Source organism: bacterium, assembly GCA_030697795.1.
Lineage (GTDB): Bacteria > Patescibacteriota > Minisyncoccia > JACQLN01 > JACQLN01 > JACQLN01.
The window spans coordinates 79250-101407 of sequence record JAUYOV010000001.1 but is presented as its reverse complement, the minus strand read 5'-3'; the positions used below and the strand labels follow the sequence as shown (position 1 = coordinate 101407).

Below are 22158 nucleotides of genomic sequence, written 5' to 3'. Positions count from 1 at the left end.
CTCATTGGTACTGCTCACTCGCTCTTCCCCGACGCAAGGTCGGGGAAACCATGCCCGCTCATTCGCAGAACCGCGCTAAAATTTTCAGCTGGTTTTTTATATGTTGTGTTAAAATATAATCAATGTTAAGAAAGCACATATTTACTATCACATGCGCTGTTTTTGGTTTGCTTTTTATAAGTTCTAGCTTTGCTCCGAGTTTATTCGAGGGGTTTGTTTTGGCTCAAGATGCTGGTCAAAAAGCTTTGTGGGAATCTCAAATATCGGCCATTGAAAACGAGATTGCAGGTTTAGACAAGGATCTTGTTCAAATACAAGGCAGGAAAAACAGTTTGCAGAACGAAGTTGCCAAACTAGATAATCAAATTAAGCAAACGGAGCTTACTATAAAAGGCTTAAATCTTTCTGTTAGGCAAACAGAGAGCAATATTGCTTTGCGCATAGAAAGTATAAAAGAGGCTGAAGCTAGAACAAGTAAACAGAAAAAATCTTTATCTGAATATTTAAGGACAATATATAAAAAAGACAGCTTGTCTTTGGTGGAAATTTTGTTAGTTAAAAAAGATTTAGCCCAGTTTTTCGAAGAAGCTTCGGCTTTAGCCAACGTGCAAAAAGATGTTAACCAATCTTTAGATGATTTACATATTTTAAAAGAGCAGTTACAAAAAGAAAAAGATGAGTTAGAAGACAAAAGAGAAGAACTTTTGTCTTTAAGAGCGTTAGCGCAAATTCAAAAACAAAATGTTTCTACTCAAAAAGGGCAAAAAAATCAATTACTGACGCAAACTAAAGGCCAAGAATCTAATTATCAAAAAATTATACAAGCCAAGAAAAAAGATATTGCCGCTATCAGAAATCAAATTCAGTATTTGGGCAAAGCTGGTGTTACAGCCGAAGACGCAGTTAAATATGCTACTTTGGCGGCCAAACGGGCTGGCATACGCACAGCTTTTCTTTTGGGTTTGTTAGAAGTTGAAACAGGCCGAAGGTACGAAGAAGGGATTATAACCGCGGGTAGCCATACAGGCAATGGAGATTGGCGAGTAGATTTGTATCAGTGTTATATAAATTTAGGCAAACCAAGTTCTGCCGAAAAACAAAAGAATGCTTTTATGCAAATCACATCCAAACTAGGTTATGATCCCGACAAGATGGCAGTTTCCAGAAAGCCTAATTATGGTTGTGGCGGTGCTATGGGGCCGGCTCAATTTTTACCTTCCACTTGGCTTCTTTTTGAAGATAGAGTGGCTAGTTTAACAGGGCATAACCCGCCCGACCCTTGGCGGGTGGAAGACGCTTTTACAGGCTCCGCGCTTTATTTAGCTGATGCTGGCGCTACGGCTAAAACGCGAGACAAAGAACTTAGGGCGGCTAAGGCTTATATTTCGGGCAGTCCCAATTGCACTAAATATATTTGTAATTTTTATTCCAAAGAAGTTTTGCGCATAGCGGCGTTGATAGAACCTAATTTGTAGACACATTTAAAAAACTTCTCCGATTTGTATCAGAGAAGTTTTTTAGCTTAAATATTTTTTAATTTACTCTTTTGCTAGAGTAATTATTTTTTCTACTATTCCCTTAAGTGTTTCTATAATACTTGCCAAAGAAAGATTATTTATTAATGATGAAGAAGAGCTAGTTGCTATAAATATATAATTATCGCTTTCAAATTTTTTATCGGTAGTGGCGCAAGTAAATTTATAAAGGTAGGTTATTCCAGAGCTAAGGCCAGTTATAACTGCGTTATGGTTGGTGGCAGTAACGTCGCTTCTGACAGAACTACCAAAGGTAGCGCCGGTATCATAATAAAGTGTTCCAGCACAAGGAATATTTGTTTCCCAGCTTACGGCAACTGAAGTTGCTGGTAGGGCTTTACTGCTTGTGACACTTGGGCCGGCAGATAGCAAGGGCGCTTGGGCAGTGCTAGGTGTGGTAAAAGTATAATTTTGAGAATAGCCAATATTACCAGCGCGATCAGTAATTTTAGCTCTAACTTGGTAAGTGGTTGATGGGGTTAAATTTTCTATATAAGTTCCAGTGAGCGAAGAAAAATATTGGGTTGATAATTCTTTAGTAAAGCCATAGTTTATGTTAAGGCCGTATTCATAAACAGCCGTCACTTCTTCGCTGGGGTTGGTTTCGATATAAATTTTTGTAGGTGCCGGCACTTTAACATTAAGGGTTGCTGTGGGTAGTATAGTGTCGTTGACGATAATTGGTTGAACCACTTTTTCTGTTGTATTTTGCGGATCTGGTGGTGCTACTTTAGATGATGCTGGTTCAGCCTGTTTAGCTAAACTTATTTCTTTTATTTTAGCGATTGTTTTTAGCCCTACAATACCTACAGGTTCAATTCCATATTTTTGTTGCCATTTTTTAACCGCTATTTGAGTTTTAAGTCCAAAATATCCAGTAGCTAAGCCTTCGGGGTATATTTCTGGATATTTCGCTAAAAATTTTTGCAAAGTTTTAACATCTTCTCCTTGTGTGCCTAAACGCAACGGTCTCGATAGTTCTGTGTTAGAGGTTTGAGCCCATACTAAAATAGGCATAAAAAACAACATTATTAATATCAGTTTGATATATATTGTTTTCATTTTCATAGTTTAGCCTAGGTAATCTTTTAGTTTAGGATAGTTTTTATAAATTAGATCAGTAATATTTTTTTCCAAGCCGTGTATTCGCCCAGCTTTTATAGAGGCAAAATAAAGTAGAACAAGTATAAAAATTATATGGTAATCAATCAAATAATAGTTTTGGCTAGCTATTGGAAAATCTAATGCAGGGAAATAGTACAAAGCCATAAGAGTGGCACCCAAAACTGAACTTGATCTTACAAAGATTCCTAGAATCAAAGATACTCCCAGAAGAGTTAAACTCCATTTGTTTATAAAGTTTATGGTGGGTAGGTAATCTATAAGGCTCATATAAAAATCGGGAAACGTTTTGGCATTCTTTAAGAAGCCTTCCGCTGACCATGCTGGGTTTAAGACTTTGGTTATGCCGGCATAAAAGAATATCCAGCCTAAAGCGATTCTTAAGAGAAATATAATATTTTTATTTTGTGGATTCATATTTTTTATTATTTATTTTAATAGATTTAAATAATTAATTTTTAAATATTTTTCGGCTTCTAAAATAATCTTTTCCATCATGGTAACAGCTTCTACGGGGTATTGGCCGTTGGCAGTTTCGTCGGAAAGCATAACAGCGTCTGAACCCGAAATTATAGCGAAAGCCACATCGGTTACTTCAGCGCGGGTTGGGGTAGGGCTATCTTTCATAGAAAACATCATTTGGGTGGCGGTAATAACAGGTTTTACGGCGTCTTTGCATTTTTTAATAATCATATTTTGAATAAAGGGAATTTGTTCTAAAGGAACTTCGTGGCCTAAGTCGCCCCTCGCTATCATTATACCATCGGCCACATCTATAATTTCATCGGCTTTTTCTACGGCGACTCGCCTTTCTATTTTAGCGATAACCGGGGTTTTATAGCCCGCTTCTTTAATATGATGTTTGATTTCTAAAACATCGTTTTTATTGCCAACATAAGACATAGCAATATAATCCACGTTTTGTTTTAAGCCAAATTCAAGATCTTTTAAATCTTTTTCGGTTACGGCTTTAACAGCATTGGGGTTTATTTCGTGGCCAGTTTCTGTTTTGGTGCGCGGGCCAGAAAGATCTTGTAAAATAGGTATTCTGCGGTTTAATTCTTTAGCACATTCGCGCACAGTCGCAATATAGTAGGCGTGCTCATCGTAACTGCCCCACGAAAAATTAAGCCTGACTATATCCATATGATGGGCCACCATTTGTTTTATAATTTCCTTTTCTTTAGAAGCGGGGCCAATGGTAGCCACGATTTGGGCTTGGGAATAGTTCATGTTTTAGGTTTTAGCTTCTTAGGGACTAGCTTCCTAGAAAGCTAAAAAGCTTTCGTTATCTTTAATAATCTATTATATTTTGAAACTCTTTCGCCACCGTGGGGCGCGCCGGTTTTAATACCAAAAGTTCCAAAAGCGTATGCTAAATCTGCAATAAAATCATCCGTGGTTTCTCCGCTGCGGTGGCTAACTATACATTCCACATTATTTTCGCGAGCTAGCTTCATTGTTTCCAGTGTTTCGGTCAGCGTGCCAATTTGGTTCGGCTTTATAATTATAGCATTTATGCTTTTCTGATTTATAGCTTCTTTTAAGCGGGCAGGATTAGTAACAGTTAGGTCATCACCCACAACTTTAACCTTTTTTTGGGCCAGCAGTTCGGCAAATCGCCCAAAATCTTCTTCGTAAAAAGGGTCTTCTATGGAAAGCATAGGAAAAGAATTGGTTAAGGTTTGATAAAAATCTAAAAGTTCATCACTGGTATGGTTTTTTTCGTTAAAATTATATTTACCTTTTTCATAAAACGATGAAGCGGCGACATCGAGCGCCAATTTAACTTTATCTAAAAGTTTATTTTCTTCTATTATTTGTAATAGTATCTCTAGTGGTTTTTTAACATCAGAAAAAGTAGGTACAAATCCATCTTCATCGCCATAATTAGCCGAAGATACACCAAAGCCTTCGGCTAGCTTCTTTTTTAGCGCATATTGAATCTTTGTACCTATATCTAGCGCTGTTTCAATATCATCTACCATTGGTACTACATGATATTCCTGAAAAGCTATTTTACTTTGGGCGTGCTTACCCCCGTTTACTAAGTTCATATAAAGATAGGGGATTTTATGTGAATTTTTTATATTGGCTAAAGTTTTTAAATGTTCAAAAACTTCTATATTTTTTAGTTGGGCGGCTAATTTAGCACAGGCAATACTTACGCCTATAGTGGCATTTCCCCCCAATCTAGATTTATTGGAAGTACCGTCTAATTTTAATAAAGCGCTATCTACTTGTTTCTGTTCGCTGGGATCTATACCCGAAAGCGCAGGGGAGATAATTTTATTTATATTTTCTACAGCCCCAAGAACGCCTAAACCCCTAAAACGGTTTTTGTCGCCGTCTCTTTTTTCTAAGGCCTCGTGACTGCCCGTGCTAGCGCCAGATGGCACCGAAAAAGAAGCCGAAATATTTTCGGCTAGAGCCGTAACTTCTAAGGTTGGATTGCCGCGAGAATCTAAAACTTCCCTCGCTTCTATTTTTGTAAGGACACTCATTTAATGTCGGGAGTTGCTAATCTATTAATAATAACATTAAATCAGCCACGTTGGCTCCGGTTGGGCCTGTGAAAATTAGATCTTTAGTTGTGTTAAAAAAATCGTAAGTGTCGTAACTTTTTAAATATATTTCGTTATTTAATTCTTTTTCTTTGGCCTTTAACATTGTGGTTTTGTCTATAATAGCGCCAGCTACGTTAGAATTATCTAATCCATCGGAAGCTACAGAAACAAAAACCTCGTTCTCTTTAATTAAAGGGGCATATTTTATAGCTATATATTGATTTCTGCCACCTTTGCCGCCAGAACTTGTTACAGAAATACTTATTTCTCCGCCAGCTATTATAGCTTTTTTAGAAGCCGATGATTTTTTAAAGTTGCTTATTGTTTCATCTGTATTTTCGTATACGGATGAAGACATTATAAAAGCGTCAAAACCTAAATTCTCTGCAGTTTCCTTCATTTTTTCTAACGCAGTTTTATTAGAAACAAGATTAATATTTAAAACATTAGTAAAATATTTTTCTTCCTTCAAAGTTTCATTTAATGTTATATCTGTTATGGCGTATTTATTTAATATTTTTTGAGCATCTTCTGCCGAGCTTTCGTCTAAAAAAGTTGGGCCAGAAGCCACTTTATCGTAGTTGTCTCCTGGAATATCGGAAAAAATTAAACCAACAATTTTTGCTGGGTAGAAAAGTTTGGCCAAGCCCCCGCCTTTTATCTGCGAGGTGTGTTTTCTTATAGTATTTAATTCTTCTATGTTGCCGCCTGTTTTTAAGAAAGAATCATAAAGTTTGACGCTTTGTTCACATTCTTCGGCTGGCCAGCACAGCATGGCCGAACCCCCTCCAGAAATAACTGCTATAACAAGATCTTTTTCGGAAATACCATCGGCTAAATCCACAACCTTTTGGGAGGCTATTATATTTTTTGCAGATGGTCGCGGATGATCCGCTTTATAACTTTTAATATATTGGCAAGCTACTTCTTTTAAGTCTAAAACAGCACCCGCGCTTATTTTTTGTCCCAATAATTCATCAAAAAACAAAGCGGCTTCACTAGCAGCTTTGCCTAAACCTATAAAAATTAACTTATCAAATTTTGTTAAATCAAAAACATTATTTTTTATTGTTAAAGTATCTTCAGTTAAAGTTATATTTTCTTTTAAAACTTTTTGAGTACTAACTGCAGATAATCCAGAATTTATTATTTCTAAAGCTTTTTTTCTTAGCGGAGAAGTAGATAGCTCTTCTATATTTTTTATTAGGTTATTTTCCATAGTAACTAGATTAAATTTTCTGGACTACCAGCCATAAAAGATTTGATATTCTGGACAGTTATTTTAGAAATTTCATCACAGGCTTCTTTAGAGAAAAAAGCTATATGAGGCGTAACTATAACATTGGGCATATTCATAAGAGCGTGATCTTCCAGTAAAATTTTTATGTCTTTTATTTTTTCTGCCCCAGAAGTTAAAAGATCAGCTTCTTCTTTTAGTTCTCTTTCGGCTTCTAAAACATCAAGACCAGCCCCGGCTAGATGCTTGGACGCTAGAGCTTTAAGCAGGGCATCTGTTTCCACTAGCTCGCCCCGAGCTGTGTTTATTAAATAAGCGCCTTTTTTCATTAGGCCAATATTACCCGAATTTATTAAATGTTTATTTTCAGCAAAATAGGGCACATGTAACGTAACGATATCGGAATTTTTAAGCAGAGTTTCTAGATTGGTATATTCAAAACCAAGTTTTGAAGCAATTTCATTATTTGGTTTTACGTCGCTCGCCAATATTTTCATACCGAAAGCCGAAGCCATTTTAATTACATTTTGGCCGATACGCCCTGTGCCTATAACGCCCAAAGTTTTTCCTTTTAAGTCAAAACCCTGAAGATTGGTTATATCAAACCCCTGTTTTTCTAGAACATTTGTTTTGGCTTCAAATATTTTTTTAGCCAAACTTAAGACTAAGGCGAGCGTGAACTCAGCCACTGTGGCCGAACCATAACTAGGCACGTTGGTTATTTTTATGCCTTGCTCTTTAGCGTAAGTAACGTCTATATGATCAAAACCGGTGGATCTGGTTGTTATCAATTTAAGATTAGGCAAAGAATCTATAATTTCTTTATCTATTTTTGAATTTATAAATATAGAAATTATGTCCGCATTTTTAGCGAGATCAATATTTTCTTCTGTTAATTTGTCTTTGATAAAAACACATTCCTCTTTAAGTAGGGCAGAGGTGAAGATTTCTTCTTCGGGTCTAACCTCAAAAAAAGCTATTTTCATATTTTATTTGGCGGATTTTTTTGATTAAGCAGAAGAAGCAATGCCAGTGGCGCGCCCCAGTTGGCCCAGCGTTCTATAAAATCCCAAATTGGTTCGCCGACCAGCGGCCGCACCAGAGCCGTCCAAAAGCCCCAAAAGATTGCCCAGAGGAGAACTAGTTTGACGGGTTTTAATAAAATAATTATGGCCACCAATATGTCTAATAAGCCAACGCCCATAAGAAGTTTAGCCGCTAGTATATCGCTGGCTCCGGTCATCTGGCTGATCCAACCCAGCCATTGCGGCTTACCTTGCAGGGCAAAAACGCCATGTCCCAGAAATTCTCCGAACACAGCCACACGCAGAACCCACTGAATTTTTTTAGAGTTTTCCATAACATTATCTTACCATTGGTTAAGAATTGAAAAAAGGATGTCTAGTTTAAATCTTTCTTTCTCTCCTCAAACTCTTTTTTGTCAATCTCGCTTTTGGCATAGCGCTCTTGCAAGATCTCAAGCGCGGATTTTTTGTGATTGTGCGTGCCAAGAGTTCCTCTGGTGAGCCATTTGATGAGCGCGATAATACCGGCGATTATCAATACCCACCAAAGAATCATAAAAATCCAACCAAACCCACCAAGAGTCCCAAATCCAAAGTTCATCATATTATTATTTGGCATTATTGATAATGTTTTGAATAATTTGATCAATTTCTTTTGGACGCTCGCCTAAATCGGCCTGCGGGAAAAACTGTGGCAGAATAATCGGCCGCATACCGGAAATAAAAGTTTGTCCATCTTTTATATAAACATTTATCTTACAGGGCAGACAAAGTCCAATTTTTATGTCTTTATTCAAAAACTCGTTGGCAAACTCTGCATTGCAAAACTCAACAATTTTAAATGGCTCTCTGGCAAAACCTTTCTCGGTTAAGGTCTTCTGCACATCATGAATATACAAAACCCGCAGACCGGCTTTAGCAATTTCGTCTTGCACGCTTTGAACTGCCTCGTCAAAAGTTTTTGTTGTGGTTATGGTGTAGTCAAATTCCATAATTTTTATTGATTTTAAAACTAATAACTATCATTATACCGCACAGCCGCCTTTTTGTTCAGTTTCTTCTTTTATTTCTTCGTTATTTTCCATATTTTTTTTATTTAAATTTTTAAGTTTATTTTTTAGGTAATTCACATTCCGTTTTTTCCGATAAAGTTTGTAATTTTTGTTCGCCTGCCAGCTTTTCTTTATTAGGCATTAGCCAGGTGGGATAAGATTCAATTCCAGCCACTAAACATTTTTGGGGGTCGTTGGGGCATTCGACATAATTTATGTAAGTGAACGCTTCTCCAAATAAATTTTTCTGATTCTGACAATGCGAACACCAAGCAGCGCCATACATTGTTACATTTTTATCGGTTAGACACTTAGCGAAATCATCTAAGGTACCGGCTTGAGCGTTATCGTCGCGAAAAATTAAAAATAAAAATGCAAAAATCAAAATTGCAATTAAAAATCCAAAAATAATTTTTAGTTTTTGATATTTCATTTTGGTGTTTGATTTTTAATTTTGTTATCGTTCATCGCAACAGTCCACCAATTTATTCATTATGCCTTGAAGTGTCCATGGTTTTTCATTACTGGCGACCTTTTTTAAATCGTCTGTATTTATCAACTTAAGCCTTAAGGCCCAAAACATAGAGAAAGCTTTATGAGCCGATTCAAATATTTTTTTGGCTTCGTCTTTTTTGCCTTCGGCATTTAATTTACTGCCAACTTCAATCATTCTCATAGTAGCGGCCAATAAATGTTTGCATATGCACCAAGTTTCGCCCTCATTCTGGGGAATCATTTTTTCCATTAAACTTTTTCTTAGATTACGTATTTCATTCATAAGGTCAAAATAGCTATCTTTTTCTGTTTTAACGCCAGTAAAGTAAAAATGCTCCTCTAAACTTACAAGATTCATTATGGCTATAGCCAAATCTTCTTCGGTAGATAAATCTAGCGCGCTATTCTTTTTTAGCTCGGTTATTTTAGCCATTATATTTTCAAACGTTTTTGAGGATAGTTCGGTATCTACCGATAAATATTCTTTTCCCATTTTTTGTTTGTCGGATAAGTTTTTAGCGTTGTTTTTAAAACCCCGTCCTTAACTTATCCGACAATTAATAATTTTTAAATTTTTATAGCAAAAACATTAATAATCCAAGCAGAATCATCGCCATACCGCCGTATAAGCGCATCTGACCTGTCTTTTCTTTTTTCCAGTTTTGTACTTTTTCTAATAAAACTTTATTGCTGGCAATCGCTAAAATTATTACGAGCGGCAGAATAAATATTAAATTGTACAAAAACAGATAACTTAAACCGCTGGTGAATGTTACTTTATCGTGAAGCAAGCCCAGTACCATCAAATAAGGTCCGCCGGTGCAAGGGAATTCGCAAAGCCCCACCAAAATTCCCAGCGCAAAAGCTGTCGGTAATAATGCTTTTTCCATAAGTTGAGCCATTTTGTGATGTGCGGCATCCGGAATTTTTAACTTTATAGGAAATTTTGGAAAAAATTGATTGATTAAGTTAATTAATCCCAAAATAATAAGCAAGCTGGCGCCAACTTTAGCCATAAAGTGGGGCGTATTAAAGATGTGAAGCGCCTGAAGAATTCCTAAACCAATCAGGACATAGACTGTAAAAAGGCCAAATATGTATGACCCGCCGATTTTAAGAATACTGCCGCGCATTTTGCCTAGGTTAAAAAGAAAGGCTATTGTCAGCAGTAGTATAGAAAAGGCGCAAGGATTGATACTGTCTATCAAGGCCGAGATTGTTACCAAGGGCAATAGCCATTTTCCGTTTTGCGACAAATCCCATAACCAGCGAGAACTATCGGAGCTGTTGCCCAAAAAAACAGCTGTGCCCATTAAGACTGTTATGGCTAGAACGAGAATTATGAGTTTACTTTTCATTTTTATTTTTAAGGTGTTACTACTGCTTTTATCCTAAACTCTAAGGGTTGACGACCTTTTTCTTCTACATAAACAATTCTATCAACTGGCCCAACTCCGGCTGGACCATGAGCGTTAGGGTTATAGATTACTTTTATTTCGGCAGTTTCCCCGACATTTAGGGTTTGATTAACTTTAGGCACTAGGTTGTGTCCGGGCATGCCAAAAGGCCCTAGTTTCTTGTTGTTAATATTTAATTCAGCTTCAGTGCACATACAAGAGGTATAGATTTTTTCAATTTCTATGGATTTGTTTGAAGAATTAGTAATTTTAAAAATCTTACTAACATTGCCATTGGCCATAGAAATAGTTCCAAAATCATATTGAGTTTCGGAAAAGTTTAGAACACTAATAATAGAAGCGGTGGGGTCAGTGTTGTTATTTTTGTCGGGACGGGCCATCCAAATAACTCCGCCGACTATAGCGACTACGGTTAGAATGTAAATTATTATGTTTTTTATAGGCATAAATTTAATTTTTATTAGCTTTTGCTCATAAACAAGCACTAAAAAACCACGTCATACGTGGCGGGCTTCCTGTTGTTAGTAAATTAAAGACAAATAAAAAACTAACAGCCGGAAGCTAGGTAAAGTTAGCAGGGCTATTTTCGTGCAAAGAGTTCCAAAATATTTTCTCTTGTTTGAAAGGCAGATCTAAAGAATCAAATATTTTATACATTTTTAATTTTTGAGTATCTATTAAAACTTGCTTAGAAAAATCAGGTTTGATTTTTTTGGATACCCAAAGAGATAAAAACAAAAATAGAAAAGCATAAAGAAGCAGGCTTATATTTTGCGCTAAAGTGGAATTAGAGAAAAATTTAAAAGAATTTAAGTGGAAAACAATGGAATCAACAGCGCCGGTATTTGGGCAAACAGTGCCTTGAGTTAGTGAGCCAACGCAAGAATTGATAGAATAATGATGGTCGTTTGTGTCCATACCAAAAACACCAAAAACAGCGATACTTACAAAAGAAAGAAGTGTAAATAACGTTAGATAAAACCTCATTGTTTATAATGATACCATTACAAAATAAAAATGTCCACAACAAGCACTTGCGGACTTATTTTTTAAGAGTATGCTAAAAGTAAGTTATAATTTTTTAAAAAATATGGAACCAGAAAAAAAGCCAAAATTAGGCATGATGATTTTGGGTATTGTCGTGGTTGTTCTAATAGGATTTCTTTGGTGGAAGTATAAAGGCCGTCCACAACAAGAGGAAACTGTGCCTACTTTGGGACAAAAAATATCGGATGAAGTTAAAGCGCCTAGTGATGCTGTACCCGATGTTAATCCTTATAAAGCCGAAACCAATCCTTTTGAAAAAGCTAATCCTTTTTCAGATGTATATAAGAACCCATTTGAAAAATAATATGAAACGACAAAAGTATTTTAATTTTCTTTTATCTACCACGATAGTTTGTTCGGCTTTGGCTGTTAGTTATTTTATTGTGATAGACAGTGTTAGTGCGCAGGAAATTTCTTATCCAGTCAAAGAACTAGGAAGTTGTAAAAATGAAGCGGAATGTAAGACTTTTTGTGATAACAAAGATAATATCACCTCTTGTGTCAATTTTGCCGAGAAAAATGGCCTGATGTCGGCTGAAGATGCTAACCAAGCTAGAAAGTTTGCTAAAATAGGCGCTGGGCCAGGCGGATGTAAAAGCCAGAACGAATGTGAATCTTACTGTGAAGATATAAGCCGTATTGATACCTGTTTGGATTTCGCTTCTAAAAACGGTTTTATAAGCGCCGAAGAATTGGCTGAAGCGCAAAAAGTGGCTCAAGCCTTAAAATCAGGCGCAAGTTTGCCTGGGGGTTGTAAAAATAAGGCAGAGTGCGAATCTTTTTGTAACGATTTAGATAATGCCGGCGAGTGTTTTGATTTTGCCGAGAAAGCCGGTTTTATTCCGCCCGATGAAATTGATGATGCTCGAAAGGCAGTGGAGGCCATGAAAAAAGGCGCGCGGCCGCCGGGCGGATGTAAAAATAAAAAAGAATGCGAAAACTATTGTTCCGATCCGAATAACATAGAGCAATGTTTTGATTTTGCCGAGAAAGCCGGTTTTATTCCCAAAGAGGAAATAGAGCAGGCTAGAAAAATAATTCCTTTAATGAAAGCGGGGAAGATGCCGGGCGGGTGCAAAGGCAAGCAAGAGTGCGAATCTTATTGCCAAGATGACTCTCACATAGAAGAATGCGGCAATTTTGCCGTTGAGGCTGGTTTTATGAAGCCGGAAGAAGTTGAAATGTTTAAAAAAACTGGCGGCAAGGGTCCCGGCGGTTGTAAGGGTAAAAATGAATGTGAATCTTTCTGTAATGATCCAGTCAATCAAGAACAATGTTTTAAATTTGCTTCGGAAAAAGGTTTAATTCCAGAGGCTCAAGTTAAAGAAATGAAAGAAGGCATGGCTCAATTCCAACAGGGATTGGGCATAGCTACGCCAGAAGTTTTGGAATGTATAAAAAGTTCTGTCGGTGAAAATAGATTTGAAAAAATGAAATCGGGCGGTATTCCAGATAAATCTGTGGGTGAAGCGATGGGGCAATGCTTTTCTAAGTTAATGAAACCGCCGGCCGGTTTTGAAGGCGGTGCCCCCGCAGGGTTTGAGGGTCAGAGTGGTCCGCCCTCGGCTGAAGATATACAAAAGATGATTCCAAAAGGCGTTGATGTTTCGCCAGAAATGTTAAAAAAGGGTCCTCCATCTGCCGAAGATATACAAAAAATGTTGCCTAAAGGTGTAGAAGTTACACCGGAAATGATGAAGAACGGTCCGCCGTCACAGGAACAAATTCAAAATATTATACAGCAAAAAGTTAAGGAACAAATGGAAAAGAGCGGCGCGCCCTCGGGCGGGTCTTTTGGCCCGCCTGCCAGTACCCAGTTTGGTCCACCAGCCGGAACTCAATTTGGGCCGCCCGCAGGAATACCTACTGGCCCGCCAGCTGGATTTTAACTGGTGGTTTATCTATTGAAGTTAAAAATAGCACGAGCTTGCGATCGCAAGCTCGTGCTAGGTAAAGTCCCGCACCTTTTTGATTAAAAAGATGCGGGATAATTATCTGTTCAATAATCCCCGTAAAATAATTTCCATATCTATCGTTCTTTTTATTACAATTATTAGTGTGGGCAATGTGCCAAGATTAGATTGTGGATAAAGTCTTTGACTGATAAATGATACAATGTTGATATATATTAAAAATTTATTGATTTAAAAAATATATGAAAAAAGTTTTTTTAATGTTTTCGGTTTTTATATTTTCTTTGGCTTTAGCCGTGTTTGACGCGATGGCGCAAGATAGCACCACAGCCACAACTCCAACAGATACAACTACGATAGGGACGGTTCCCTCTACCCTCCCCACTTCGGTCGGGACACCTCAACAAGGTTCGGGGCAAGTAGTTCCGGGCAGGCTGGTGGCAATGTAGGTAACGAGGTTTCTCGTTTGCAAAGGGAAATGGAAGAAAAAATTCGAGCTATTCGTTCGGAATATCAAATTAAAATAAATGCGGCTAGAAAGGCAGTGCAAACGGCGAGGCAAAACACAAAACAGAATGTTAAACAAAATATCCAACAGCAGAGGCAAATTCAGCAGGGTATCAAGCAGAATATACAGCAGGGCGTTCAGCAGAATGTCAGGCAGAATATCCGTGAAAATATCAGACAGAACATAGAGGGGGTGCTCCAACAAGGTGGCGGTAGCCCCTCGCCAAGCTCCCAGCCGCCGCAAGGCTCTGGCGGGCAAGCAGGATCTTCGGGAGGATTTGCTCCGGCTCCAACTGGCGGATCGGTAGCTCCAGCACCATTCAGTTCCAGCATTCTGCAAAAGTTTTTGCCGAACTATGGCTGGTAAACGTAGTAGTTAGTAATTATTAAAAGACCCAGCACCTTTTTAAACAAAAGGTGCTGGGTTTGTTTCTATCGAAGTTCCACTTCGATAGATTTTCTATTATGGATGGCAACTTTTTAACCCAAAATAAAAATCCCCGTTCCAATTTAGTTGGAACGGGGATGAAGCTTGTTTCCAGACGAGACCGTCAGGTCAGGTTCTAGAAGTTGACCGCGAGATCGGCGTTGGCGGCCAGGAGCCTGGCCTTGCCGATGGGCTCGAAGGCATTGTCGGAGATCTTGGTCACCCGCGTGTCGTCCTTCGACTCCACGGTGATGAGCGGGGAGTGCTGGGCCTTGATGCCTTCCGGAACCACGCGCACCAGGTCGCCCTTGGGGGTGATGTAGCAGCCGGGCTGGTTGATCTCGTTGAACTCCACTACGAGGAGACTCTGGCGGGTCTGGGTCTGCTGATCCATTAGGATAAACCTCCTAATAAGAGTGAAAGAACTCCCGAAACCTTAGGTTTTTGGCCGTTTAGGCGCTTACCTGGGTTTGGGGCTTGGGATGCCTTATGCACCTTAGCTGGAGTAGTCTAACTTATAGGCAAAAGCGTGTCAACCCCGCCCTTGAAGAGAAGACTAAAAATGGTAATTGTTCAAAGTGTTACGGAAAAATATTTTGAAAATTAAACAAACTTTTTATAATCGCAAGTCAGAATATTAGTCTTCAAGGGCGGGGTTCCAGTTTAAGATAGTTAAAAGCAAAAAAGCGGTAAAGCCCATTAAAGGTAAAGTTATATAACCAAAATTTATAAAATATCTTTGAGCGCAACTTATAGAACTAGTGCCACATATTATAGATGGCACCAAACCCATTTGTAAAAGCGATTGATAGGCCGAGATAACTAATCCAAATAAAGACAGGGTTTTAATATAACGAGTTACAGCCAAATCCTTTTTTATTAAAGCCAAACCCAAAATAATAGCTTGCGGATACAAAAAAACTCTTTGCCACCAACATAAAGAGCAAGGCGCGTAACCGGCAATTTCCGAATAAAATAAACTGCCAAATATTCCGCCCAAAACGATTACCAAAGATAATATTAAAACTTTTTCGTTAACAAATTTTAAAATAGATTGGTTTTTAGTTATTTTGGCCACAATTAAAAACACTATGGCTATTTGAGCAATAACAGCAAAAACAGAAAGAATAAAGTTAACAGAATCTATCATTGGCTATTTTGGTTCGGGTAGCGGGCAAGCAGTTTTCTCGGCTAGTTCTCCTAAAGAAAATACTTTAGTGGCCCGAGTGCTATCTTTAAACTCCCAAGTAGGGTAGCCTTCTATTTTTTTATCTGCGCAAGTTTGATTTTGACCTTGTCCGCTCGGTAAGGAACATTCTACATATGGTAAAAGCCTATCTGATTTACCAAACATCTTTTTTTGATTTTGACAGTGCGGACACCAGAAAGCGCCGTAAAAAATGGCGCCACTATCTTTTATACATTGGGCCAAGCCGTCTAGTTTACCCGGCTGGCGATAATCGTAAATGCCATAGCCCACCAAAGCCAAAACCCCGCCTATTAATACGCCGATTACTATTTTTGTTAAAGCCATTTTTTTATTCTATTATATTATAAAGAAAGATAGTTGTCTTTAGGGTTTCCTATAAATATTATGTGTGCCTATGCGTCTAAATATATAGATATCACCAACAATGTTAAAAGTGAAGCAACAGTTTTGGGTCACATGACCTTCCCAAATATCTCTCCAGCCTTTCATTTTTCGTATTCGCAGTGAAGGGTGGCGGGGATCAGAAAGAAGGAGCGCAAATTGCTTATCAACTCGCGCTTGGATGTGCTGGGGCAACCGGGTGTACTCCCGGTCAAAGCGCGGGGTGGTTTCGGTTCTCATAGCTGGTGGAGGTGCGCGAGCAGATTCTCTGCGGTCTCAAACGGTCCAGAGACCCGGCCTGCCTTGATATCGCGCTCTACCTCGCGCTCACCTTCTTGCCATTCCTCCAGCCACCAGTATTTTTGATCATGGTTAATCAGTCCAATCTTGACTGCTACATCCGCTTCAGCTGGCGTCAGCCCTTTTGAGGTAAGGATGTTTTTATTGATGGCTTCAATCTTTTTTTGGGCAGACTGGAGAGTTTTTTGTTCCCGGGCCGAGAGTTTAGATGCCAGTGGACGGGAAACCACCCTCTTGGGAACGAGGGTGGCTTTACCTCTTTCGGCTACTATTTCTACCAAGTCACCAATTTTTAGTTGTAATTCTTCAAACACTTCTTGGGGAATAGTCACCTGATGTTTAGTGCTGATCTTAGAAAGAGATAGCGTCTCATCCTTTTTTTGGGTTTTAACTATAGGCATGGTATTACTGTTTTACTGTAAGTATATAGGGTTAAAGGGGGACTGTCAAAACGATATAAATTAAATATAAAGCTCGGCGTAAGCGGTGGCGGTTTTGTGCCAGCTCATTTTTTGGGCAAATTCTAGCGAGGCTTGTTTAAACGATTCACTAAGCTTTTTGTCGGATAATATTTGTTTTATAGCTTCGGCCGCGGCGGCCGTATCTTGGGCCGATACCAAAATTCCATTTTTACCATCTAAAACCGCATCTTCGGCGCTAGTGTCTTTAGCCGAAACTACAGGCAGACCACAAGCGGCGGCTTCCAAAAAAACTAAACCAAAACCTTCTATATCTTTAGCCGCGTCTTGGGGCAATAAAATAAAAAGTTCGGCGTTTTTGTATAAAGCAGTTAGTTCGGCATCCGAAATCTTTTTGGACAAAAATATAACTTGATTCTTTACTCCCAATTCCTCCGCAATTTGATTTAATCTGGCATACTCTTTTTTCTCTTTAGAATTATCCGCACCAAAAATAACATATTTAAGATCGAGGAATTCCGGAGCTATCTTGGCAAAAGCCGCGATTGAATATTCGTATCCTTTTCTTTTTTTGAGCGTGCCGACGCTAAGGATATATGGTTTGTATTTTGTAACTTGCTTGTCCTGCGAAGCTTTAGCGAAGTAGGAAAATTTATTGAAATCAACTCCGTGATTGATGACAGTAATTTTCAGATCAGGCAGAATTTTTAATATTTCTTTTTTTGTATTATGGCTAATAGCGGTAAGTTTGGTGGCTCGGCGATAAGCCCAGCTAATAATCACTCGGCGCCAAAAACTATATAGTGGCGCTACAGCTCCGCTACCAATGGCGGTTATAATAATTTTCTTTTTTAAGCCAAAGCCCGCTAGCATAGCCAAAACTCCATAGGGCCAACCGTCTAGAGCATGTATAACATCGCACTTTTTGAAAACACGCCTTATTTTTGGCAAAGAAAAAACCGCGCCCATCACACCGCTCTTGAGTATGGGTTTTTCTAAATTGTGATCGCTGGCTTCGGAAGTTAAAACCGTAATTTGGCTTTCCGTCAGAATGTTTTTTATCTCTTTAATTAAAGATAAACAAAACCGCCCGGCGCCGGTGGAGTCTTTAAGATCGTGGTTTAAATAGCAGACCTTCATATCTATATAACTGCCCAAAAACGCCGCAGGTTAGATCAAGACAAGGTTTTCCGTTTAAGTAAGACACGGAGAGAAAAGATATGAAGCAGTAACGATAAAGGCACGGCGAAAGTGGGTATTAAGGCCAGCGGAAACTCAAAAAGAAAGTTATTAGGTCTATCAAGCGCTAGTGTTTGGTAAGGTGTAGGCGAAGTTAAAAAACCAAGACCTATGGCCAGAACCAATTCGGCGAAACCTACTATGTTCCAAACAATAGCTATTTTTTTGGCACCGGGCCGATTTAAAAACAGCATAACGGCCACCAGGGGCGCTGTGGTGCCCACTATTACATCGCCTACGCCAGCCGGAATGGCAAATTCCGCCGGCATTAAACCTCTGGCATAAAGCGCCAAAAACATTACGCCCATCATTCGGGTCATCTGCACTCCGATCAGCCAAGGTTGAGAAATGTTATCAACTATTTTTCGGAAAGTGCTGGATTTTGCCAAAAAATTTAGGCCTACTATAATCGGCACAAACAGTAAGCCAATGTTAGGCAATGATGAGAGCGAAAGTTTTAAAAAGAATTTGTCTTGTTGCGCCAGCAAAAAAACTGTAACCAGCCAAACCCATAAAACAAGTCCAATCCAAAAAGTTAAAAACAATTTCCGCGTGGCGCGATAAAAAACAAACCACACCAAAAATAACATGGTAAGCACGCCACTAAGCATGGGAGAGACTAGTTCTTGAATAAATTCGGGCATAGCTAAAAAGTTTGTGAGTTATCAACAGACGACTATTTAATTGTAAATTAAAAGGAGTATAATTTCTATATGGATTTACTCGCAGGATTATTTACAGGGTGGGGAGCGGTTGTGCTGGGCGTGGTGATGGCACTCACGACCAAGCTAAAATGGCCCAGCTGGCTCAACTATGTTTGGGCCGCGCTGATCGTTATTTCGGGAGTTATTTCGATGTAGTCTACCCCACGCTTCTAAAACAAAAACAGCCCACCACTCGAGCTGCGTTTTTGGGATTGGTTTTTCTATCGGTCGAGTTTAACACAGCGCAAACTTAAGCTTGATAACTAGGGATTTACAGGTTATATATTTACAGGTTATATTATGATTGTTCTTAAAAAATATATTCCGCGGTAGCTCTCCGCCAGCTGGCGGAGGTAGTGTGGCGCCCTGTTAAGGCGATGGTTGCAGGCCAATTTCGATAAAAATTCTTTGTATAAAATACTTCGCTCCGGTGTAGCTCAACGGTAGAGCGGCGCCCTGTTAAGGCGATGGTTGTAGGTTCGAATCCTACCACCGGAGCAAAGTATTTTATGAACTATTTTGTATATATTCTTTATAGCCAAAAAGATAAAAAACTTTACATTGGGCAAACAAGTAAAATCGACATTAGACTCAAAGAGCATTTTGGTGGCAAGGTTAAATCTACGAAAAACAGGCGACCATTATTATTCATCAAAAGTGAAATATATAAGTCACGATCCGAAGCGATGAGAAGAGAAAAGTTTCTCAAGAGTCTATTTGGCTATAAAGAACGAATAAGATTGTTAAAAGAATTTTTATCGGATGGCTCATCCCGCTCCTAGCGGGAATTGAGTTCGAATCCTGCCCGCGGAGCAGTAAAGCTAACAACTCTAACAACTAATAAGGGTAGTCTTTGTTAGTATGGTCACTCTTTTAGGCGATAGCATAAATTGTTGATCGGTGTTTGTGTAATCTTGGCGATATTCAACGGGCTTGACCCCAGCTCGGTTGACGTAAATAGGGTTATAGTGTTTATATATAGTTAGATCTTTATATACAAATAAACTCTATCAAAAGGCGTATATTATGGACTCGGTTGTAAGTAAAATCCGTAAGACAGCTTTAGAGTTAGCTATGGCTGTGCCGTGTCAATTTTTTTTAGGCAAGAAAACCGAAACAGGCGAATTCAATATTGATTTTTCCGCAAGAGCTTTTTCTGGAAAAGCCAATATTAAAATCAGCCACCTTAACGGAGGATATGTTTCTGTTGTTGTTTTAAGAGTTACAGGCGCTGAAAGCGAATATTTTTGGGATTATAGATTTTTTGATAAAAAGGGGAATCACCTAACCAGAAAAACTAAGTTTATATAAAACAATCACATTTAACAAACCGAACGCTCAAACAAGCGTTCGGTATTTTTATCCCGCGCCTTTTTAACCAAAGAAGATGCAGGATTGCTAATTCTTGGGCTATGTTGCTAAGCTTAGCTAACCGATAACGGCTAGATCTTTTATATAAAAAAGGAGGTTTGGTATGAAATTCAAAAATGGTTTTGTGGAAATGGCCTTGGAGGATAATAAGATTGCCCAAATTGGACGCGCTAGTTTAAACGAAATTGAAATTGGTTTACGCGATGCCGATTACGATATTTATACGGCTAAATCGGTAAGTTTCCCCGGACGGGTGGGCGGTCCCAACAAAATAGAAGCCGGCGTACTGTTAGATCCGAATAAAATTATTTTATTCGGTGGCAAAGGAATTGCCAATCTGGATGTGGTGATGTGGCCACATAAAGTTGCTTTTGACGCTGTGGCGCTGGGGAAACTGACGCAAGAACTGGAACGCGCCCGCGCTCAAACAGCAGAAAGCGCCAAAGCCCGCGCTGAAACAATCTACCGTTCTGCCATTGAAATCTACGAGCGTTGCCGGGCAGTGCTGTTAAGTTTAAAAGGGATAAATAGTGCGGCATTGTCTTCAAAAAATCCGCCAGATTCGGAGCTGATCAAAGAAGTAGCATCTTTGGGTGAAGCCGTGAAGGATCTTCGCGTGGCAGTATTTCAAGCGGCTTATGATCTTTTAAACGGCGAAGGCAGAATTTTGGGTGAACTGGAAGGCATGCCTGCGCCAAATGAACAAGAAGCTAGGGAGGCTTTGAAGCTGGCCATCACCGCAATTCGCGTGGCTTACTGGTTTAGAAAAAATGTGGAATGGGGGAATTTAGTTTCTGGCTACAGCGACCTTATTCCGTTTGATACCACCGATCTGGAGATTTTCTTTTTGGCGGGCCTGCTGGAAAACAGTGGTATGTGGGGCGGGCAAGATTTGGCTGGGCACGAAGCCAGAAGTGCTCAAGTGGTCAGGCTATTGCGCACCCATGGCTGTGATTTGCCAGAAGGGCTGGAAGATCTTATTCTTCACCACTCCTATATATGGGCGAGCCGGTTTGTATATAGATCGGAGTGCATCGTTCAATCAGAATCAACCGAGGAAATAATTACTCATTCTTTTCACCAGCGGGATGTTCTTGGTCAGGAACGCCGAATTTTGGATGAGCTTGATCCGCATACTAGCGCTAAAGCTAGACCAGCAGAGAGTGGTGTTGACGCGCAGACTTTTGTGGAACGCCTAGCCAACAAATTTATGGCTTCGGCGCTGATACTCTCGCTCACCGAAAGTTTTATAAACGAGGTGGTTATCGGCCGACCGGAATTGCTGGCTCTGGATCGGTTAATAGCCGTGCTGGAAATGCCGTCCGATTATAATTTAGTATTTCACAGACAGAAGCAATTGCCGATGATGGCTTACGCGCTGGCGGCTATCGCTAATGCTTTCAATATTCTGCCCGTGGGGGCTTGGGTTGAATTCAGAAACAGCTCTGAAAAAAAGTCAGTTAAAAACAATAAAGAGTATGGTCTGGCTGGCGGTTTAGCTCTTATTATCCAAGCAAAAAACGAAGATCCTTACTCGCCCTACCTGTGTCTGATTGCTCACCCAGCAGACGACGCCTGGCTTAAGGCAGAATCTCGCCGTCTGATAGCTTTGGGGCAAACGTTGGAAGGTAAAATTTATCGGGGCGAGCGAAGGCTGACAGTGGCGGTAGTTCGTTGGGATATTTTTTCTAAGTTCTTGGCCGACGCCGTAAATAAAATTCCCGCTTATCGGGAAGAATTAAGAAACAAGCGCCGGCCAGTTTAACCAAGCACAAAAATATTCTCACATTCTCAAGAATATGAGAATATTTTAATAAAAATAGCGGGATGCATAATGCATACCCGCTTTATTTTTTGTTTAAATTCTCCTGATCAAACACCGAGTGTTCGATCAAGTTGGTTCAGGAGGAGGCGAGAGTTTGCTTCTCGCAAAGCTCTCCCACTTTTCGCAGAATATCCGATTGAGAAGGATATTGTACCAGAAAAATGGAAGTGCAGGTGACAGAACAGAACTTTGCCGAAATTCTGGCTCTTGAACTGCCGATACTGCCTCTGGTGCCAACCCCAACGATCAATTCCACTCCGCCCGGTTCATCTATACCGTGATGACAGCCTTCGCGAAAGCACATCATAACAAAACCTCCTTTTAGGTAAGTTTAAGAACTGGTGGCAGTGTAACAGAGACGAGT

Annotated in this window: 30 protein-coding genes and 1 tRNA gene; 10 read left to right on the top strand and 21 right to left on the bottom strand. The window is 39.4% G+C overall.

Annotation, left to right across the window (positions count from 1 at the left end; all coding sequences use genetic code 11):
* Window positions 1–122 precede the first annotated feature (122 nt).
* Window positions 123–1475: a hypothetical protein gene (locus Q8Q95_00565; GenBank protein MDP3764101.1), complete on the top strand. Its 1353-nt coding sequence runs from the start codon at window positions 123–125 to the stop codon at window positions 1473–1475.
* A 63-nt stretch (window positions 1476–1538) separates the two neighbouring features.
* Here Q8Q95_00565 and Q8Q95_00560 read toward each other — a convergent pair whose 3' ends face one another.
* From Q8Q95_00560 to Q8Q95_00495, 14 genes are all read right to left on the bottom strand, one after another.
* Window positions 1539–2597, bottom strand: coding sequence for a peptidoglycan-binding domain-containing protein (locus Q8Q95_00560; GenBank protein ID MDP3764100.1), 1059 nt, complete (start codon window positions 2595–2597; stop codon window positions 1539–1541).
* A 9-nt stretch (window positions 2598–2606) separates the two neighbouring features.
* Window positions 2607–3074: a DoxX family protein gene (locus Q8Q95_00555; GenBank protein MDP3764099.1), complete on the bottom strand. Its 468-nt coding sequence runs from the start codon at window positions 3072–3074 to the stop codon at window positions 2607–2609.
* Between the two features lie 12 nt (window positions 3075–3086).
* Window positions 3087–3890, bottom strand: a complete 804-nt coding sequence (locus Q8Q95_00550; protein MDP3764098.1) for a pyruvate kinase — start codon at window positions 3888–3890, stop codon at window positions 3087–3089.
* Window positions 3891–3931: 41 nt separating this feature from the next.
* Window positions 3932–5161 carry a phosphopyruvate hydratase gene (gene eno / locus Q8Q95_00545; GenBank protein ID MDP3764097.1) on the bottom strand — a complete coding sequence of 410 codons (1230 nt, stop codon included), beginning with the start codon at window positions 5159–5161 and terminating at the stop codon, window positions 3932–3934.
* A gap of 16 nt (window positions 5162–5177) precedes the next feature.
* Window positions 5178–6443 carry a DUF4147 domain-containing protein gene (locus tag Q8Q95_00540; GenBank protein ID MDP3764096.1) on the bottom strand — a complete coding sequence of 422 codons (1266 nt, stop codon included), beginning with the start codon at window positions 6441–6443 and terminating at the stop codon, window positions 5178–5180.
* Window positions 6444–6448: 5 nt separating this feature from the next.
* Window positions 6449–7447, bottom strand: coding sequence for an NAD(P)-dependent oxidoreductase (locus tag Q8Q95_00535; GenBank protein MDP3764095.1), 999 nt, complete (start codon window positions 7445–7447; stop codon window positions 6449–6451).
* Window positions 7444–7821 carry a hypothetical protein gene (locus Q8Q95_00530; protein ID MDP3764094.1) on the bottom strand — a complete coding sequence of 126 codons (378 nt, stop codon included), beginning with the start codon at window positions 7819–7821 and terminating at the stop codon, window positions 7444–7446. Before Q8Q95_00530 ends, Q8Q95_00535 begins: the two co-directional genes overlap by 4 nt.
* Before the next feature lie 41 nt (window positions 7822–7862).
* Window positions 7863–8090 (bottom strand): SHOCT domain-containing protein, encoded by a 228-nt coding sequence (locus tag Q8Q95_00525; protein MDP3764093.1) that lies wholly within the window; start codon window positions 8088–8090, stop codon window positions 7863–7865.
* A 4-nt stretch (window positions 8091–8094) separates the two neighbouring features.
* The gene (locus Q8Q95_00520) at window positions 8095–8478 is read right to left on the bottom strand and encodes a DUF302 domain-containing protein (GenBank protein ID MDP3764092.1); all 384 of its coding nucleotides are present in this window, start codon (window positions 8476–8478) and stop codon (window positions 8095–8097) included.
* A gap of 118 nt (window positions 8479–8596) precedes the next feature.
* Window positions 8597–8971: a hypothetical protein gene (locus Q8Q95_00515; GenBank protein ID MDP3764091.1), complete on the bottom strand. Its 375-nt coding sequence runs from the start codon at window positions 8969–8971 to the stop codon at window positions 8597–8599.
* 24 nt (window positions 8972–8995) lie between these two features.
* The gene (locus Q8Q95_00510; GenBank protein ID MDP3764090.1) at window positions 8996–9526 is read right to left on the bottom strand and encodes a hypothetical protein; all 531 of its coding nucleotides are present in this window, start codon (window positions 9524–9526) and stop codon (window positions 8996–8998) included.
* An 82-nt stretch (window positions 9527–9608) separates the two neighbouring features.
* Window positions 9609–10391 (bottom strand): cytochrome c biogenesis protein CcdA, encoded by a 783-nt coding sequence (locus Q8Q95_00505; protein MDP3764089.1) that lies wholly within the window; start codon window positions 10389–10391, stop codon window positions 9609–9611.
* 8 nt (window positions 10392–10399) lie between these two features.
* Window positions 10400–10897, bottom strand: coding sequence for a DUF1573 domain-containing protein (locus Q8Q95_00500; GenBank protein MDP3764088.1), 498 nt, complete (start codon window positions 10895–10897; stop codon window positions 10400–10402).
* 115 nt (window positions 10898–11012) lie between these two features.
* A complete protein-coding gene (locus tag Q8Q95_00495) occupies window positions 11013–11438 on the bottom strand; it encodes a hypothetical protein (GenBank protein ID MDP3764087.1) in 426 nt (141 codons plus the stop codon).
* Window positions 11439–11541: 103 nt separating this feature from the next.
* Between Q8Q95_00495 and Q8Q95_00490 the strand changes: the two genes are divergently transcribed.
* The 4 genes from Q8Q95_00490 to Q8Q95_00475 all read left to right on the top strand — a co-directional run bounded on the left by Q8Q95_00490 (window position 11542) and on the right by Q8Q95_00475 (window position 14285).
* Window positions 11542–11802, top strand: a complete 261-nt coding sequence (locus tag Q8Q95_00490) for a hypothetical protein (GenBank protein MDP3764086.1) — start codon at window positions 11542–11544, stop codon at window positions 11800–11802.
* 1 nt (window position 11803) lies between these two features.
* The gene (locus Q8Q95_00485; GenBank protein MDP3764085.1) at window positions 11804–13387 is read left to right on the top strand and encodes a hypothetical protein; all 1584 of its coding nucleotides are present in this window, start codon (window positions 11804–11806) and stop codon (window positions 13385–13387) included.
* A gap of 266 nt (window positions 13388–13653) precedes the next feature.
* A complete protein-coding gene (locus tag Q8Q95_00480) occupies window positions 13654–13860 on the top strand; it encodes a hypothetical protein (GenBank protein MDP3764084.1) in 207 nt (68 codons plus the stop codon).
* 29 nt (window positions 13861–13889) lie between these two features.
* A complete protein-coding gene (locus Q8Q95_00475) occupies window positions 13890–14285 on the top strand; it encodes a hypothetical protein (protein ID MDP3764083.1) in 396 nt (131 codons plus the stop codon).
* 196 nt (window positions 14286–14481) lie between these two features.
* Here the strand turns inward: Q8Q95_00475 and Q8Q95_00470 are convergent, their stop codons facing one another.
* From Q8Q95_00470 to Q8Q95_00445, 6 genes are all read right to left on the bottom strand, one after another.
* Complete coding sequence (locus Q8Q95_00470; protein MDP3764082.1) at window positions 14482–14739, bottom strand: hypothetical protein; 258 nt, start codon at window positions 14737–14739, stop codon at window positions 14482–14484.
* A gap of 243 nt (window positions 14740–14982) precedes the next feature.
* A complete protein-coding gene (locus tag Q8Q95_00465; GenBank protein ID MDP3764081.1) occupies window positions 14983–15495 on the bottom strand; it encodes a disulfide bond formation protein B in 513 nt (170 codons plus the stop codon).
* Window positions 15496–15498: 3 nt separating this feature from the next.
* The gene (locus Q8Q95_00460) at window positions 15499–15879 is read right to left on the bottom strand and encodes a hypothetical protein (protein ID MDP3764080.1); all 381 of its coding nucleotides are present in this window, start codon (window positions 15877–15879) and stop codon (window positions 15499–15501) included.
* A 293-nt stretch (window positions 15880–16172) separates the two neighbouring features.
* Window positions 16173–16637: an AbrB/MazE/SpoVT family DNA-binding domain-containing protein gene (locus tag Q8Q95_00455; protein MDP3764079.1), complete on the bottom strand. Its 465-nt coding sequence runs from the start codon at window positions 16635–16637 to the stop codon at window positions 16173–16175.
* A 60-nt stretch (window positions 16638–16697) separates the two neighbouring features.
* Window positions 16698–17795 carry a glycosyltransferase family 4 protein gene (locus Q8Q95_00450; GenBank protein MDP3764078.1) on the bottom strand — a complete coding sequence of 366 codons (1098 nt, stop codon included), beginning with the start codon at window positions 17793–17795 and terminating at the stop codon, window positions 16698–16700.
* Window positions 17796–17830: 35 nt separating this feature from the next.
* Window positions 17831–18538, bottom strand: coding sequence for a hypothetical protein (locus Q8Q95_00445; GenBank protein ID MDP3764077.1), 708 nt, complete (start codon window positions 18536–18538; stop codon window positions 17831–17833).
* Between the two features lie 69 nt (window positions 18539–18607).
* Between Q8Q95_00445 and Q8Q95_00440 the strand changes: the two genes are divergently transcribed.
* The 5 genes from Q8Q95_00440 to Q8Q95_00420 all read left to right on the top strand — a co-directional run bounded on the left by Q8Q95_00440 (window position 18608) and on the right by Q8Q95_00420 (window position 21734).
* On the top strand, window positions 18608–18754 hold the full coding sequence (locus Q8Q95_00440; GenBank protein ID MDP3764076.1) for a hypothetical protein: 147 nt from the start codon (window positions 18608–18610) through the stop codon (window positions 18752–18754).
* A gap of 270 nt (window positions 18755–19024) precedes the next feature.
* A tRNA-Asn gene (locus Q8Q95_00435) sits at window positions 19025–19096 on the top strand.
* Between the two features lie 11 nt (window positions 19097–19107).
* Window positions 19108–19380, top strand: a complete 273-nt coding sequence (locus Q8Q95_00430; GenBank protein ID MDP3764075.1) for a GIY-YIG nuclease family protein — start codon at window positions 19108–19110, stop codon at window positions 19378–19380.
* 244 nt (window positions 19381–19624) lie between these two features.
* Entirely contained in the window at window positions 19625–19909 is a 285-nt protein-coding gene (locus Q8Q95_00425; GenBank protein ID MDP3764074.1) for a hypothetical protein, read from the top strand.
* Between the two features lie 163 nt (window positions 19910–20072).
* Window positions 20073–21734, top strand: coding sequence for a hypothetical protein (locus Q8Q95_00420; protein ID MDP3764073.1), 1662 nt, complete (start codon window positions 20073–20075; stop codon window positions 21732–21734).
* Between the two features lie 136 nt (window positions 21735–21870).
* Here Q8Q95_00420 and Q8Q95_00415 read toward each other — a convergent pair whose 3' ends face one another.
* The gene (locus Q8Q95_00415; protein ID MDP3764072.1) at window positions 21871–22101 is read right to left on the bottom strand and encodes a hypothetical protein; all 231 of its coding nucleotides are present in this window, start codon (window positions 22099–22101) and stop codon (window positions 21871–21873) included.
* Window positions 22102–22158: the final 57 nt, after the last annotated feature.

Excerpts from the sequence above, each read along its gene's own strand:
- Q8Q95_00565 (MDP3764101.1), top strand. The coding sequence starts at position 123 with ATGTTAAGAAAGCACATATTTACTATCACATGCGCTGTTTTTGGTTTG.
- Q8Q95_00560 (MDP3764100.1), bottom strand. The coding sequence starts at position 2,597 with ATGAAAACAATATATATCAAACTGATATTAATAATGTTGTTTTTTATG.
- Q8Q95_00555 (MDP3764099.1), bottom strand. The coding sequence starts at position 3,074 with ATGAATCCACAAAATAAAAATATTATATTTCTCTTAAGAATCGCTTTA.
- Q8Q95_00550 (MDP3764098.1), bottom strand. The coding sequence starts at position 3,890 with ATGAACTATTCCCAAGCCCAAATCGTGGCTACCATTGGCCCCGCTTCT.
- eno (MDP3764097.1), bottom strand. The coding sequence starts at position 5,161 with ATGAGTGTCCTTACAAAAATAGAAGCGAGGGAAGTTTTAGATTCTCGC.
- Q8Q95_00540 (MDP3764096.1), bottom strand. The coding sequence starts at position 6,443 with ATGGAAAATAACCTAATAAAAAATATAGAAGAGCTATCTACTTCTCCG.
- Q8Q95_00535 (MDP3764095.1), bottom strand. The coding sequence starts at position 7,447 with ATGAAAATAGCTTTTTTTGAGGTTAGACCCGAAGAAGAAATCTTCACC.
- Q8Q95_00530 (MDP3764094.1), bottom strand. The coding sequence starts at position 7,821 with ATGGAAAACTCTAAAAAAATTCAGTGGGTTCTGCGTGTGGCTGTGTTC.
- Q8Q95_00525 (MDP3764093.1), bottom strand. The coding sequence starts at position 8,090 with ATGATGAACTTTGGATTTGGGACTCTTGGTGGGTTTGGTTGGATTTTT.
- Q8Q95_00520 (MDP3764092.1), bottom strand. The coding sequence starts at position 8,478 with ATGGAATTTGACTACACCATAACCACAACAAAAACTTTTGACGAGGCA.
- Q8Q95_00515 (MDP3764091.1), bottom strand. The coding sequence starts at position 8,971 with ATGAAATATCAAAAACTAAAAATTATTTTTGGATTTTTAATTGCAATT.
- Q8Q95_00510 (MDP3764090.1), bottom strand. The coding sequence starts at position 9,526 with ATGGGAAAAGAATATTTATCGGTAGATACCGAACTATCCTCAAAAACG.
- Q8Q95_00505 (MDP3764089.1), bottom strand. The coding sequence starts at position 10,391 with ATGAAAAGTAAACTCATAATTCTCGTTCTAGCCATAACAGTCTTAATG.
- Q8Q95_00500 (MDP3764088.1), bottom strand. The coding sequence starts at position 10,897 with ATGCCTATAAAAAACATAATAATTTACATTCTAACCGTAGTCGCTATA.
- Q8Q95_00495 (MDP3764087.1), bottom strand. The coding sequence starts at position 11,438 with ATGAGGTTTTATCTAACGTTATTTACACTTCTTTCTTTTGTAAGTATC.
- Q8Q95_00490 (MDP3764086.1), top strand. The coding sequence starts at position 11,542 with ATGGAACCAGAAAAAAAGCCAAAATTAGGCATGATGATTTTGGGTATT.
- Q8Q95_00485 (MDP3764085.1), top strand. The coding sequence starts at position 11,804 with ATGAAACGACAAAAGTATTTTAATTTTCTTTTATCTACCACGATAGTT.
- Q8Q95_00480 (MDP3764084.1), top strand. The coding sequence starts at position 13,654 with ATGAAAAAAGTTTTTTTAATGTTTTCGGTTTTTATATTTTCTTTGGCT.
- Q8Q95_00475 (MDP3764083.1), top strand. The coding sequence starts at position 13,890 with ATGGAAGAAAAAATTCGAGCTATTCGTTCGGAATATCAAATTAAAATA.
- Q8Q95_00470 (MDP3764082.1), bottom strand. The coding sequence starts at position 14,739 with ATGGATCAGCAGACCCAGACCCGCCAGAGTCTCCTCGTAGTGGAGTTC.
- Q8Q95_00465 (MDP3764081.1), bottom strand. The coding sequence starts at position 15,495 with ATGATAGATTCTGTTAACTTTATTCTTTCTGTTTTTGCTGTTATTGCT.
- Q8Q95_00460 (MDP3764080.1), bottom strand. The coding sequence starts at position 15,879 with ATGGCTTTAACAAAAATAGTAATCGGCGTATTAATAGGCGGGGTTTTG.
- Q8Q95_00455 (MDP3764079.1), bottom strand. The coding sequence starts at position 16,637 with ATGCCTATAGTTAAAACCCAAAAAAAGGATGAGACGCTATCTCTTTCT.
- Q8Q95_00450 (MDP3764078.1), bottom strand. The coding sequence starts at position 17,795 with ATGAAGGTCTGCTATTTAAACCACGATCTTAAAGACTCCACCGGCGCC.
- Q8Q95_00445 (MDP3764077.1), bottom strand. The coding sequence starts at position 18,538 with ATGCCCGAATTTATTCAAGAACTAGTCTCTCCCATGCTTAGTGGCGTG.
- Q8Q95_00440 (MDP3764076.1), top strand. The coding sequence starts at position 18,608 with ATGGATTTACTCGCAGGATTATTTACAGGGTGGGGAGCGGTTGTGCTG.
- Q8Q95_00430 (MDP3764075.1), top strand. The coding sequence starts at position 19,108 with ATGAACTATTTTGTATATATTCTTTATAGCCAAAAAGATAAAAAACTT.
- Q8Q95_00425 (MDP3764074.1), top strand. The coding sequence starts at position 19,625 with ATGGACTCGGTTGTAAGTAAAATCCGTAAGACAGCTTTAGAGTTAGCT.
- Q8Q95_00420 (MDP3764073.1), top strand. The coding sequence starts at position 20,073 with ATGAAATTCAAAAATGGTTTTGTGGAAATGGCCTTGGAGGATAATAAG.
- Q8Q95_00415 (MDP3764072.1), bottom strand. The coding sequence starts at position 22,101 with ATGATGTGCTTTCGCGAAGGCTGTCATCACGGTATAGATGAACCGGGC.